Annotated in this window: 12 protein-coding genes; 11 read left to right on the top strand and 1 reads right to left on the bottom strand. The window is 63.5% G+C overall.

Annotated elements, in window-relative coordinates; all coding sequences use genetic code 11:
• Positions 1–50 precede the first annotated feature (50 nt).
• The 8 genes from AC6JBC_RS17485 (at position 51) to AC6JBC_RS17520 (ending at position 8,160) form a co-directional block, all read left to right on the top strand.
• Positions 51–392 (top strand): c-type cytochrome, encoded by a 342-nt coding sequence (locus AC6JBC_RS17485; protein ID WP_498026726.1) that lies wholly within the window; start codon positions 51–53, stop codon positions 390–392.
• Positions 393–430: 38 nt separating this feature from the next.
• Positions 431–1,330, top strand: coding sequence for a ThuA domain-containing protein (locus AC6JBC_RS17490; RefSeq protein WP_498026727.1), 900 nt, complete (start codon positions 431–433; stop codon positions 1,328–1,330).
• Positions 1,327–2,466, top strand: a complete 1,140-nt coding sequence (locus tag AC6JBC_RS17495; RefSeq protein WP_498026728.1) for a Gfo/Idh/MocA family protein — start codon at positions 1,327–1,329, stop codon at positions 2,464–2,466. Before AC6JBC_RS17490 ends, AC6JBC_RS17495 begins: the two co-directional genes overlap by 4 nt.
• 9 nt (positions 2,467–2,475) lie before the next feature.
• Complete coding sequence (locus AC6JBC_RS17500; RefSeq protein ID WP_498026729.1) at positions 2,476–3,525, top strand: sugar phosphate isomerase/epimerase family protein; 1,050 nt, start codon at positions 2,476–2,478, stop codon at positions 3,523–3,525.
• 26 nt (positions 3,526–3,551) lie between these two features.
• Positions 3,552–4,841 carry an MFS transporter gene (locus tag AC6JBC_RS17505; RefSeq protein WP_498026730.1) on the top strand — a complete coding sequence of 430 codons (1,290 nt, stop codon included), beginning with the start codon at positions 3,552–3,554 and terminating at the stop codon, positions 4,839–4,841.
• Between the two features lie 4 nt (positions 4,842–4,845).
• Positions 4,846–5,703: a sugar phosphate isomerase/epimerase family protein gene (locus AC6JBC_RS17510; protein ID WP_498026731.1), complete on the top strand. Its 858-nt coding sequence runs from the start codon at positions 4,846–4,848 to the stop codon at positions 5,701–5,703.
• A 67-nt stretch (positions 5,704–5,770) separates the two neighbouring features.
• A complete protein-coding gene (locus AC6JBC_RS17515; protein ID WP_498026732.1) occupies positions 5,771–6,460 on the top strand; it encodes a gluconate 2-dehydrogenase subunit 3 family protein in 690 nt (229 codons plus the stop codon).
• 14 nt (positions 6,461–6,474) lie between these two features.
• A complete protein-coding gene (locus tag AC6JBC_RS17520) occupies positions 6,475–8,160 on the top strand; it encodes a GMC oxidoreductase (RefSeq protein WP_498026733.1) in 1,686 nt (561 codons plus the stop codon).
• A gap of 296 nt (positions 8,161–8,456) precedes the next feature.
• Here the strand turns inward: AC6JBC_RS17520 and AC6JBC_RS17525 are convergent, their stop codons facing one another.
• Complete coding sequence (locus AC6JBC_RS17525) at positions 8,457–9,299, bottom strand: SDR family NAD(P)-dependent oxidoreductase (RefSeq protein ID WP_498026734.1); 843 nt, start codon at positions 9,297–9,299, stop codon at positions 8,457–8,459.
• Between the two features lie 156 nt (positions 9,300–9,455).
• Between AC6JBC_RS17525 and AC6JBC_RS17530 the strand changes: the two genes are divergently transcribed.
• The 3 genes from AC6JBC_RS17530 (at position 9,456) to AC6JBC_RS17540 (ending at position 13,633) form a co-directional block, all read left to right on the top strand.
• The gene (locus AC6JBC_RS17530) at positions 9,456–10,259 is read left to right on the top strand and encodes an SDR family NAD(P)-dependent oxidoreductase (RefSeq protein ID WP_498026735.1); all 804 of its coding nucleotides are present in this window, start codon (positions 9,456–9,458) and stop codon (positions 10,257–10,259) included.
• Positions 10,260–10,553: 294 nt separating this feature from the next.
• On the top strand, positions 10,554–12,266 hold the full coding sequence (locus AC6JBC_RS17535; protein ID WP_498026736.1) for a type I secretion system permease/ATPase: 1,713 nt from the start codon (positions 10,554–10,556) through the stop codon (positions 12,264–12,266).
• The gene (locus tag AC6JBC_RS17540) at positions 12,266–13,633 is read left to right on the top strand and encodes an HlyD family type I secretion periplasmic adaptor subunit (protein WP_498026737.1); all 1,368 of its coding nucleotides are present in this window, start codon (positions 12,266–12,268) and stop codon (positions 13,631–13,633) included. Before AC6JBC_RS17535 ends, AC6JBC_RS17540 begins: the two co-directional genes overlap by 1 nt.
• Positions 13,634–13,731: the final 98 nt, after the last annotated feature.

Below are 13,731 nucleotides of genomic sequence, written 5' to 3' on the forward strand. Positions count from 1 at the left end.
GCCCAGTGAGCCGTAAGCTATTTGTACAGTCCGCCTTTTTTGCAACATTCGTGGGCGCATTCGCCAGCCTTCAGCCATTGCAAGCTGCGCCCGCTGGTCCGGATGGCGACTTGCTGTTCCGCCAGCGCTGTTCGATGTGCCATTCGGTCGTGCCGAGCCAGCCCAAGCCCTTGGCTCCCGGCTTGTCGGGCGTGGTCGGGCGCAAGGCGGCGTCTACCCAGTTCAATTATTCAGCAGCGCTCAAAGCGTCGAACCTGACGTGGACCAAGCCTAATCTGGATCGTTACCTCAGCGCACCCATGCGGATGGTGCCTGGAACCCGCATGGCCGTCTCAGTGCCTGACGCGGCTCAGCGTGCGGCACTGATCAAATATCTCGAAACCAAGAAATAAGATTATTGGACGTCGGCTTGCCGACGTGGGAGGGCAGAATGTTGCGGAAGGCCTTGAAGTGGGTCCTGTGGGCTCTTGTCGCGCTGGTGGTGGTTGTTGCCGCACTGGTTGCGTGGAACTGGGATTTGATCCAGCGCACCGCGTTGGGCGGAGTACATGTATACGAGGCCGTCCCCCCGCAGCTGCCGGCCGAGGTCAAGCGCCCGGCGATCCTAGTCTTCTCCAAGACCAACGGTTTCCGCCACGAAGAGGCGATCCCCGCCGCCAATGCCATGTTCGCCGCGGTCGCGAAACAGAAGGGCTGGGGCTACTTCCAGACCGAGAATGGCGCGACCTTCAGCCCGGCTATCCTGTCGCGGTTCGATGCGGTGGTGTTCAACAATGTGAGCGGCGATGTCTTCACGCCCGATCAGCGCAAGGCGTTCAAGGCCTTTATCGAGAATGGCGGCGGCTTCGTTGGCATACATGCTGCTGGCGACGACTCGTCCCGTGATTGGACCTGGTATCTGAAGGACGTGATCGGGGCGCAGTTCATCGGCCATCCAATGAACCCGCAGTTCCAGGAAGCAACCGTCAAGGTCGAGGACCGCACCCATCCCGCCACCAGAGGTCTGCCCGCAAGCTGGAAGCGCACGGACGAATGGTATTCGTTCGACAAGCCCACCCGTCAGCCCGGCTATCATGTTCTGTTGACCCTGGACGAGAGCTCTTTCGCCAACCACAAGATGTTCGGCAAGGATCTGGCCATGGGCGCCGACCACCCGATCGCCTGGTGGCACTGCGTCGGCAAGGGGCGGGTACTCTATTCGGGTCTGGGTCACCAAGCGAGCGCCTATGCCGAACCGCTCTATCGCGGGATGCTGACCGAGGCGGTGGACTGGTCGCTGCACGGCCGGGAATGTGCCGCACCGGCGCCAGCCACGGAGACGCCCAAGTGAAGCCTGTTCGTTATGGCATGATCGGTGGCGGGCAGGGCGCCTTCATCGGCGGCATCCACCGCACCGCTGCGGCGATTGCCGGAAACTGGCAGCTCGTCGCCGGGGCTTTCTCATCGACGCCGGAGAAATCGAGGGCTTCGGGCGCCGAGATCGGCGTAGATCCGGCCCGGACCTATGGATCGTGGGCCGAAATGCTTGAGCGCGAAGCGGCGCTACCGGAAGGTGAGCGGATCGAGGCGGTGGCGATCGTCACCCCCAATCACATGCATGCCGCGCCTGCCGTGGCGGCCATGGAAGCGGGCTTCGACGTGATCATTGACAAGCCGCTGGCCGACACGATGGAAAACGCCAAATCCATCGCTGACGCCGCCGCGCGAACTGGCCGCCAGATCGCGGTGACCCACACCTATACCGGCTATCCGCTGGTGAAGCAGGCGCGCGAACTGGTCCGGGGTGGTCAGTTCGGCCCGGTGCGGCGTGTCGCGGTCAAATATATGCAGGACTGGCTGAGTCGCGCTTCCGACCTTGAAGGTAATAAGCAGGCCGCCTGGCGCGTCGATCCCAAACAATCGGGCGACGCGGGCGCGTTCGGGGACATCGGCACCCATGCCGCCAACCTCGTCGAATTCATCACCGCCGAGCGGATCACCGGGATTTGCGCCGAGCTGACCATGCTGCCCGGCCGTGCGATCGATGACGACGGCGCCGCGCTGTTCCGGCTTTCGGGAGGCGGCAAGGGTACGCTGACCGCCAGCCAGATCTGCGTGGGCGATATCAACGATCTCGCCATCGACATCTACTGTGAGCATGCGGGCTTCCACTGGCGGCAGGAAGAGCCCAACACCCTGCGGATCGGCTATCGGGACAAGCCAACCGAAATCTGGCACGCGGGTGCCAACCGCGCTTACCTTTCGCCCGAAGTCCTGGCGATCCAGCGCACTCCGGCGGGTCATCCCGAAGGCTATCTGGAAGCCTTCGCCAACATCTATCGCAGTTTCGGCGAGCAGATCCGGGGCGCCGCCGCGCCGGTCGGGGAGCCTGGTTATGCCACCATGGAGGACACCCTCGCGGGCATGCGGTTCATCGCAGCCGCGCTCGAATCCAGCCGACGCGGCGCGGTCTGGGTCGATCTTTAGGAGAGTAAAATGATGAAGGGTCCCGCTATCTTCCTCACCCAGTTTGCGGGTGACGAAGCGCCGTTCAACTCGCTCGATGCGATCACCAAATGGGCCGGGTCGCTCGGCTACAAGGGCGTGCAGATTCCCACCTGGGACGCGCGGCTGTTCGATCTGGAAAAGGCGGCCGAAAGCCAGGACTATGTCGATGAGGTCAAGGGCGTCTGCGCGGCGAACGGCGTCGAAGTGACCGAGCTTTCGACCCATTTGCAGGGCCAGCTGGTCGCCAGCAATCCTGCCTATGACACGCTGTTCGACGGTTTCGCGCCCCCGCATTTGCGCGGCAATGTTGCGGCTCGCACAGACTGGGCGGTGGAGCAGTTGAACCTTGCCGCCAAGGCGAGCCGCCGCTTCGGCTGTACCGCCCATGCGACCTTCTCGGGCGCGTTGCTGTGGCACACGGTCTATCCCTGGCCGCAGCGCCCCGCCGGGCTGGTGGAGGAGGGCTTCGCGGAACTTGGCCGCCGCTGGAAACCGATCCTCGATCGCTTTGACGAAAACGGGGTCAACGTCTGCTACGAACTGCACCCCGGCGAGGATCTGCACGATGGTGTGACCTTCGAACGGTTTCTCGACGCAGTCGACCAGCATCCGCGCGCGAACATCCTCTACGATCCGTCGCACATGGTGCTGCAGCAGATGGACTATCTGGCGTTTATCGACATCTACCATGAGCGGATCAAGGCCTTCCATGTCAAGGACGCCGAGTTCCGTCCGACCGGCCGCGCCGGGGTTTACGGCTCCTACTCGGGTTGGGTCGAGCGGCCGGGCCGCTTCCGGTCGCTGGGCGACGGGCAGATCGACTTCAGCGCCATCTTCTCCAAGCTGATCCAGTACGGCTATGACGGTTGGGCCGTGCTGGAATGGGAATGCGCATTGAAGCACCCGGAGCAGGGCGCGACCGAGGGCGCGCCGTTCATCGCCCGACATATGTTCCGAAAGGCTGACAAGGCCTTCGATGACTTCGCTGGCGGTGGAGTCGATGATGGGCTGATCCGCGACATTCTCGGCCTGAACTGAACAATAAAAACAAGCGGGAGAGGGCGATGGAAGAGGACGGGCACAACCGGAAAAGCCTGTTTTGGGTATGCGTGCTGTTGGTCTTCACCGCGGCGCTGTCATTTTCGATCCGAACCGGCGCGTCCGGCGCGATCAAGGCGGCTCTGCTTGACGGGCCGGTGCCGCTGCATTCCGGCGAGATGATCGCCGCGGCACTAGGTAACTCGTTTCTCGGTTTTGCGCTCAGCCTGCTGGTGATTTCACCGCTGCTCGACATGATCGGGGCCAAGCGGGTCGTCCTGTTCTCTTGCGCCTGCTTCATCCTGGGGCCGATCCTGATCCTTCTGTCCCCGCGGATGGGCGGGATTGAGGGCGTATATGGCCTGCTCAATGTTGGCATGGTGGTCTGCGGCCTCGCTTGGGGCGGGATGGAAGGTTCGGTCAACCCGGTCACTGCCGCGCTTTATCCAGACGACAAGACACACCGCCTGAACCAGCTCCATGCATGGTGGCCAGCAGGCATTGTCGCTGGCGGCCTCGCCTCGCTGCTGCTGTTCAAGCAGCTCGACCTTGGCTGGCAGGCGGTGATCGCGCTGATTCCGATTCCGGCGGTGGTGTGCGGTATCTGGGCGCTGACCCAGGAGTTCCCGAAGACGGAAAGCAGCGCGATGGGCGTGCCATTCACGCAGATGCTGGCCGAGCCGTTCAAGCGGCCGGGCTTCTGGATATTCCCGGCGGTCATGTTCCTTACCGCTTCTGCCGAGTTGGCGCCCGGATCCTGGGTCGATGTCGCGCTAACCCAAACAGTCGGCATGCCGGGCATTCTGGTGCTGGTCTATGTCTCGGCGATCATGTTCGTGATGCGACATTTTGCCGGGCCGCTGGAGCGGCGGTTTTCGGACATGGGGCTTTTGTGGTTTTGCACGATGCCGGCTGGTATCGGGCTCTACCTGCTTTCGATCGCCAGCTCGCCGCTGACCGCGCTGGTGGCGGCCACGCTCTGGGCCTTCGGCGTCTGCTTCATGTGGCCGACCATGCTCGCCGCGTCAGCCCGGCGCTATCCGCGAGGCGGATCATGGGCGATCGGCATCGTTGGCTTCGCCGGCGCTATGGCGATCTACTTCGTCCTGCCGCAGATCGGCGCGATCTACGACCGGGCGAAACTGGCCAAGGCGGGCGGAGACGCTGCCTTCGCCGCGTTGCAGCCGGGTGCGGAGATGAACCGCGTGCTCGCTTATGCCGCCGAGCAAAGCTTTCAGGCGATCGCCATAGTCCCGGCGATACTGTTTTTCGTTTTCGGGGGCATCTGGCTCGTCGAACGCAGGTGCAAGGGATAGGTCAATGAAGATCGGCATGAACCTGCTGCTCTGGACCGGTCATGTGACCGAGAAGCATCTGCCCGTGTTGCGGGCGTTGAAAAAGACCGGCTTCGATGGCGTCGAAGTGCCCGTGTTCGATGTGTCGGACCCCACGCACTACAGCTGGCTGGGCGGGGTGCTCGACGACATCGGACTGGAGCGCACCGTCGTCGCGATCATCCCCGACGAAGCGCACAGTCCGATCTCCCCCGATGCGGCCGCCCGTCAAGGTGCGGTGGATCACCTTCAGCGCGTGGTGGATTGCTCTTACAAGCTCGGCGGGCAGGTCATTGCCGGTCCCTGGTTCCAGCCGCTCGGCGTCTTCACCGGAGAGAAGCCCAGCGAGGCTGAACTCGATCGCTGCGCCGGAGTACACCGCCAGATCCTGCCTGCCATGCGCGCAGCGGGGATCACTCCCGGTCTCGAGCCGCTCAACCGTTTCGAGGCGCATCTGCTGAACACCTGCGACCAGGCGATCGCCTATGCCGAGCGCGTCGGGGAGGGGGGTATCGGCATGCTTTACGACACCTTCCACGCCAATATCGAGGAAAAGGACCCGTTGGCAGCGTTGCGAGCGCTGCACGCCTCGGGCAACCTCACCCACATCCACATTTCGGAGAATGATCGCGGCACGCCGGGGCGGGGCCATGCGCCGATCCGCCCGACGATCGCGGCACTGAAGGCGCTCGGCTATGACGGCTGGCTGACGATCGAGGCGTTCGGCCGGGGCGTGCCCGACCTTGCTGCCGCCACCCGCGTGTGGCGCGACTTTTTCGCGGACGAGGCGGAAGTCTACACTGAGGGCTTCAGTCTGATCCGCGAAAGCTGGGACGCGGCGTGAGCGCGTTAATCCTTCAACTTGATTTGGAGGTCGCAAGACTTCCGCACCGCCTCCTGGGAGAAGATCAATGATGGACATAAACCGTCGCTCGATGCTGCAGCAGGCTCTGTTGCTGGTCGGCGCAGCCGTGGTGCCGGGAAGCGTCGAGGCGCTGGCTGCTGCCACCAAGACTGACAAGCCGCAACTCAGCGCTCCTCGTTTTGCGACGCTCACCGCCTTGGCGGATACGATCGTGCCCAAGACAGAGTCGCCAGGCGCAGTCGAAGTCGGCGTGCCGAAGATGGTCGATGCACTGCTTGGCACATGGGCGTCGCCTGAGCGCCGCGTGGCGCTGACCGAAGCTCTCGATCGGATCGATTCGGCGGCGAAGGCGCAGAAGGGCAAATCCTTCGTCGCGCTGAAGCCGGCTGAACGTCTTGCCTTCCTGGTTCCCTACGATTCGGCGGCCCTCAAGGCCTTGCCTCCGGAGGCCGCATCGCCGCCGACCACCGTCCCGTTGGGGAAGGCATCGACCACGGTCGATCCCCAGGTCGGTCGCGCCAAGGAACAGCGGCCGAAGTCAGTGCAGGACTTGTTCAGCCCCCGCGCCACGGACGCGGGCTACGCCAAGCTCAAGGAACTGATCGTGATCGGCTATTATACCACGGAAGCCGCGCTCACCACCGAGTTGCGCTACGAGCATAATCCCGGCGCCTGGGAGCCTTCGCTTCCCATCACCCCCGACACCCGCCCCTGGGGCGGCTTCGCCCTCATCTGACGGAGCGCACACCAATGTTCGACGCAATCGTAATCGGCTCCGGCATGAGTGGCGGCATTGCCGCCAAGGAACTCTGCGAACGTGGTCTCAAGACCCTGATCCTCGAGCGGGGCAAGAAGATGGAACATGGCGCTTCCTACACCGACTGGATGCAGCCTTGGGACATTCCCAACGAGAATATGATCCCCGAGGAGGAACTGGCGCGGGACTATCCGATCCAGCGCAACTGCTACGCCGTCAATGAGACGACCAAACAATATTGGGTCAAGGACAGCGAGCACCCTTATACCTTCCAGGAGGACAAGCCGTTCCACTGGATACGCGGCTATCACCTGGGCGGGCGCTCCATCATGTGGGGCCGCCAGTCCTACCGACTCAGTGCGCAGGACTTCGAGGCCAACGCGAAGGACGGGCATGGCTGCGACTGGCCGATCCGCTATGATGACCTTGCGCCCTGGTACGATCACATCGAAGAGTTCATCGGCGTCGCGGGGTCGAAGGAAGGACTGCCGCAATTGCCTGACGGCAAATTCCTTCCGCCCTTCGAGCTGAACGATGCCGAGTTGATGCTCAAGCAGGCGGTCGAAGCGAAATTTCCCGGGCGCAAGGTCATCTCTGGCCGCACGGCCAACCTGTCAAAGGCGCAGCCGCATCACGAGGAACTGGGCCGCAGCACGTGTCAGGTTCGATCGTTCTGCGAGCGCGGGTGCAGCTTTGGCGCCTATCATTCGAGCCTGAGTTCGTCGCTTCCGGCGGCGGATCGGACCGGCAACCTGACGATCATCACCGATGCCATCGTCCACTCGATCGTCTATGATCCGAAGACCGGCCGGGCGACCGGCGTGCGCGTAATTGACCAGAACACGAAGAAGCCGACCACCTACGAGGCGAAGATAATCTTCTCCAACGCCTCGACGATCGGCACGGCGCAAATCCTGCTGAATTCGAAGTCGGAAGCAATGCCCAATGGCCTGGCCAACAGCTCGGACCAAGTCGGGCGCAACCTGATGGACCATCTTTACGGCTTGGCGGTTGTCGGCATCATGCCGAACGGTCCGAACACCTATTACCGCGGCCGCCGACCAACCGGCCTCTACATTCCGCGCTTTCGCAATGTGACCGAAGACGGTGTCGGGTTCGTGCGCGGCTATGGCTATCAGGGTGGCGTATCGCGCACGGGTTGGCGCACCGCCGCGCTCTCCATCCCGGGCGTCGGCGTGGATTTAAAGGAGCGCGCCCGTAAGCTCGGCTCGTGGGTGACCTTTATTTCGGGGTTCGGCGAGATGCTGCCCAACCCCGAGAACCGCGTCACCCTTACCGCCCAGAAGGATCAGTGGGGGATTCCAATCGTCCATGTCGACTGTGCGATCGGCGACAATGAGCGGGCGATGGCCAAGCAGATCATCGAGGACGGCAAGGCGATGGTCGAAGCAGCCGGCGGCATGGTCGTCGCAGCGATAGACCAACCGGGCGCGCCGGGCCTTGGCATTCACGAGATGGGCACGGCTCGCATGGGCAAGGACCCCAAGACTTCGGTGCTCAACAAATACAACCAGACCCATGATGTGAAAAACCTGTTCATCACCGACGGGTCGGCAATGACATCGAGCAGCTGCGTCAATCCCTCGCTGACCTATATGGCCCTGAGCGCGCGGGCCGCCCATCATGCGGTCGAGTTCCTCAAGGAAGGCAAGGTCTGAACAAGGTATCGAGCGGGGAGTATCGTCCGCTGCCGCTCGGGTGATGCGGGAAAACCGGCTTCGCCTTTGGGCTAAACGGTAAAGGTGAGGCATAGCCCGTCGTTGTGGGCGATAGCTCGGTCCTGCCACGTGGCGAACGGGGAAATGGATGATCCTGGTTATGGCCGCGAACGCCGGTGGAAGCTCGCGGCCGTATTGCTGCCCCTTGGGCTTGCCGCCTGCGTAAGCGCGAGATGGGCGGGCTGGCCTGGACCTAAGAAACGGGTATGGGGGGGTGCGCATTGATGCGGACGGGATTATTCCGGCGGCGTAATTCCTCGTTCGGTAAAGAAGTCCGGCGCATTGATCATTTCTGGTCCGGCCAGGTCCGGGGCGTCTGCATGGCTCGCCAACCACACCACCGTCTGTGCGGTTTCCTCCGGATCGCGCGCTGCTTCTCCCTGTCCGATCGTTTCAGCCTGATCGCCCATGGCCGCGCGCAGCGTGTCCGTCATGGTAAAGCGCGGTTCGATCAGGAAGGCGCTGATCCCGTCCTTGCCGTGCTCCTGGTTGATGTGGTCCGGGATACGATTGAACGCTGCCTTGGGCGCCAGATAGAAGAGGCCCACCCCCGGCGAGCGGGCGGAAGGTTCGATGGAGGACAAGGTCGTCATGAAGATCATTCGCCCTGAACCCTGTGCTACCATCGTCTTCAGCACGATCTGGCTCAGGTGAAATTGGTTCAGGAAATTGCCGGTGATCGCTCTTTCCGCGTCTTCCAGCGCGACGTCCATGATCGGTTGGAGGATAACCGGCCCTTGGTAGATGCCATTGTTCACCAGCACGTCTATCCGCCCCCAGTGGTCGAGTACCGCCGCGACCCCTGCATCGATGGATGCGCGATCGAGCAGGTCGATCCGTGCGCCCATCGCCTGACCGCCAGCCGCCCTTATCGCTTCCACTGTCGATGCCACGCTGCCCGGCACAGGCGTGCCCCCCATGCTCTCCATACGGCCAGCGCCTTCCGCCATGGTGCGGCCGGTCACTGCGACGGCGAAGCCCGCGCGGCCAAGGGCGATCGCTATTGCACGGCCGATGCCCCGCGTCGCCCCGGTGACCAGCGCCACCCGTGGTTGAATTTCTTCACTTCGTTTCATCATCAGGCCATACTCTCTCCAGCTGTCCCGGCCTTTGCCGACGATCGCCTGTGAACATCATAGCCGAGCGATAAACCACAGGCTTAGTTTGTTGACAAGTGTCATCGGTTGATTAACCCTGTCGTCAGGAACAATGCAATAGATGTAGGAGATGAAGGCGTGAGCGTGGAAAAAAGGCTGACCGGGCGTGCGGCGCTGATTACCGGAGCGGCGGATGGAATTGGCCGGGGCATGGCGCTGCGATTTGCGCAGGAAGGCGGGTCGATCCTGGTCGCGGATTTCAATGCGGACAAAGGCGTGGAGGTCGTGGAGGAACTGCGCGGCCTTGGGGTGGATGCCGACTTTCGCAAATGCGATGTCACGGTGCGTGATGACGTGGTCGGTGCCGTCCAGGCTTGTGTCGATCGCTTTGGCTCTATCGACGTCCTGGTCAATAACGCCTTTAGCGGCGGCGGATTGCAGCGCATCGAAACCCTGTCCGATGCGCAATTCGAATCCTGCATGAACATGTGTCTTTACGCCGCGAAATGGTCGATGGAGGCGGCGTTCCCGCACATGCGCAGCAGACATTGGGGCCGCATCATCAACATCGGGTCGCTCAACGGCGTCAACGCGCATATGGGGACCGCCGAATATAATGTCGGCAAGGAAGCCCTTCGCGCCTATACCCGCAGCGCGGCGCGGGAATGGGCCAGATATGGAATCTGCGCCAACATCATCTGCCCCGCCGCCGTTTCCGCCGGTTACCGCGAGTTTGAACGTACGGAGCCGGAGGTCGCCGCGGCCACCACGGCGGCTAATCCGATGGGCCGAATGGGCGACCCGGAGGCCGACATCGGCGGCGTTGCCCTTTTCCTGGCCAGCGAGGACGCGCGATACCTGACCGGCAACACGCTGTTCGTCGATGGAGGTGCGCATATCAATGGCGCTGCATGGGTGCCCGACCTCGGCCCGGATAGCTGAACATCACAGGGTGAGCGACGCGGAGGCGGTCAAACCCCGCCTTCGCGTCGGCGATCCTTTCACACGCAAGACTCCGGTCTCTCGCCGATCTTAACGGCAGCGCGTCGCACGGCCGATCGCAAGAGTTCGTCTAACCAACCCAATTTGCCACCCCGCATCCCTTTGCGCTGTTGATCGGTAGCGCGTTCGACGGGATGAGTTGGGCTGAACCGTCGCGCTTTGGGGAGATAGGATGGCGCTGCCAGTTTCAGTCGTCGTTGGCAGCGTTTGCCCGCGCGGTGGCGAGGCCGCGAGATGAGAGCCGTGCTGAATGCGGTGCGGGCGCATGTGATGTGGGCCGCCCTGTTCAGCGCGCTTGCCAATCTGTTGTTCCTGGCGCCGACGCTGTACATGTTGCAGGTTTATGATCGCGTCGTGCCGACGCGGGGGGCCACGACGCTGGGGTTCCTGACCATCGTGGTGCTGATGGCTTTCGCCACCCTTTCGTTGCTGGAATATGTTCGTTCGCGCATCATGGTGCGGGCAAGCATCGCGCTGGACCGGCGGTTTGCGCGCACGCTGATCGCCGCTGCCCTGCGCCAGCCGCCAGCCGCGACGGGCCAGCACAGACGGCAACAGCCCATCCGCGAGTGCGACCAGCTTCGGCAGGCGTTGACCGGCCCGGTCATGAACGCGCTGTTCGATGTGCCGTGGGCGCCGATCTACATCATTGTGTGCACCATCATCCACCCCTGGATCGGCCTGTTGGCGCTGGTGGGCAGCGTGGTGCTGCTTGCCATAGCGTGGGCTAGCGAGCGGGTGATTTATTCCCCGCTGGCGCAGGCCAATGCGGCGGCGAGCCAATCCTATGCCAGCCTGGACCAGAGCATGCGCGGGATGGAAACGATCCGCGCGCTGGGCATGCGGAGCCCCATGGTGCGCCGCCATCTGGCCGAGCGGGCGGATATGCTGAAGTGGCAGGCCAATGCCAGCTTCGCGGCGGGAAGGTGGGTGATGGTCAGCCGTTTCCTGCGCAACGCGCTGCAATCGGGGGCGCTGGGCCTGGGCGCCTTGCTGGCGATCGATGGGCAGATTTCGGGTGGTGCGATCTTTGCCTCATCCTTTCTGCTGGGGCGGGCATTGTCCCCCATCGATCAGCTTGTCGGCCAATGGCGCAGTTTCGTGCAGGCGCGCGAATCCTATGCGGAGATCAAGATTTGGCTGGAGGGGGAGTTCGATCCGGCGCCGCGTACCGCCTTGCCCGTGCCGATCGGCCGGGTGGATGCCCAGAATATTTCCGTGCATGATCGTCAGTCGGATCGGCTGATCATCAACAATGTGTCCTTCACCATCGCGCCGGGCGAATTGGTGGCGGTGATCGGGCCGAGCGGGGCGGGCAAGTCGACCCTGGCACGCCTGACCGCCGGGGCAATAGGGATCAGCCGGGGCACGATCCGCATCGATGGCGCGGATTATGCCCAATGGGATGACGAGGCGCTGTCGGCGCATATCGGCTATATGCCCCAGCAGCCTTCGCTCTTTGCCGGAACGATCCGGGACAACATCGCCCGCTTCGCTTTTGAAGAGGGAAGCGCCGCCGTCGACAGGGACAGGATCGATGCCGAAGTGATCGCCGCCGCTCGTCTGTGCGGTGTGCACGAGATGATCCTGGGATTGCCGAGAGGCTATGAGACGATGCTGGATTGGGGCGGCACGGGGCTGTCAATGGGGCAGGCGCAGCGGATCGCGCTGGCCCGCGCATTGTTCCGCGATCCCGCCGTGCTGATCCTGGACGAGCCCAATGCGCATCTCGATTCCGATGGAGAGGCGCAGTTGATCGACGCGCTGCGGCAGGCGAAGGCGCGCGGCGCCGCGATCATGGTGACGGCGCATCGCACCAGCCTACTGGCGCCAGCGGATCGGATATTGGTGCTGGACCATGGCCGCATGCGGATGAATGGCCCGCGCGACAAGGTGCTGAGTGCGCTCACCGCGACACGATCATTGGCTTCGGCGGAGAGGGCGTGATGTTGATGCGGTCGCGGCGCGTACTCCTGCTGACCAATGGAGAGGGGGGGACGGTGCCTGCCGTGGGGCCGGATATCCGCCGGGAGGTGCGGGCCGGTCTGTTGATTGCGGCGGCGTTTTTCCTGCTGTTTCTGGGCTGGGCCGCGTTTGCCCGGTTGGACGCGGCGGCGCTGGCGCCGGGCCGGGCAACCGTCGCGGGGCAGCGGCAGAGCGTCCAGCATCGCGATGGCGGCATCGTCGCCGCGATATTGGTGAAGGAAGGGCAGCAGGTGCGGCAAGGCGCCGTGCTGATCCGTCTTGCCGCACCGGCGGTCACGGCGCAGGAACGGGTGTTGGCTTCACAGGCCATTTGGCTGATGGCTCAGCGCGCTCGGCTGAGGGCGGAGTTGGCGGGGACGGCGATCGCTGCGCCGGTAGAGTTCCGGTCGCTGACCGGGGTGGATGTCGCCGATGCAGATGCTGCCATGCGGGCGCAACGGGCGCAAATGGGTGCGCGATCGGCGCTGCTGGCGACGCAACAGGGTGTGGCTATGCAGGAAGGCAGCCAGGCCGGATCGCAGGTGCTGGGCTATCGCGAGCAGGTTGCTGCGGTGGTCGAGCAGGAACGGTTGATCAGCGACGAATTGAACAGTTTGCAAGATGTCGCGGCCAAGGGATTTGTCAGCAAGACCCGCATCCGCGCGCTGGAACGGGCCAAGGCCGACCTGATCGGGCAACGCGCGCGGCTGATGGCGGCGCGCGACAGTTCCGTCAGCATGGCCGGGGAAGCGCGGTTGAAGGCGCTGGAGGCGAAGCAAGGGTTGCAGGAAAAGGTGACGGCCGAATTGCGGGACGTCGAAACACAGCTGGGCGATGTCCTGCCAAAATGGACGGCGGCGCGCGATGAAGTGGCGCGCACGCAAGTACGTGCGCCGGTCAGCGGGACGGTGGTCGGATTGTCGGTCCATACGGTGGGCGGCGTGATCGCCGCCGGGCAGGTGCTGATGGACATCGTGCCCCGCAACGGCGCGGTGGTGATAGAGACGCGCTTTTCCCCCGCCGACATTGACGACTTGGCGGTGGGGCAAAGGGCGGAGGTGCGCTTTGCAGGGGTTCCGGCGCGCAGCTTGCCCATCATCGACGGGCGGGTGACGCGGGTATCGGCCGACAGTTTCGTCGAGGAGAAGACCGGCGTTTCCTATTTCGTGGGCGAGGTGCAGATACCGCCGGAGCAGATCGCGCTCATCAGACGCTATGCGCGCGGCGATTTCGTCCTGAAGCCGGGCATGCCGGTGGAGGTGGTGGTGCCCCTGCGGCGGCGCACGGCATTGCAATATATGTTCGACCCTTTGACCGACCTGATGTGGCGGTCGTTCCGCGAACAATAAGCCTATTGGTGGAGCCTTACCCTTAAGGGTGGCGCCTTTATCCCGATGATCTTCGCGGCGCGGGCCGTTTCGAGGGTATCAGCTTTCCACACGCTCCG

The sequence above is a fragment of the Sphingobium sp. RC1 genome, from assembly GCF_059738765.1.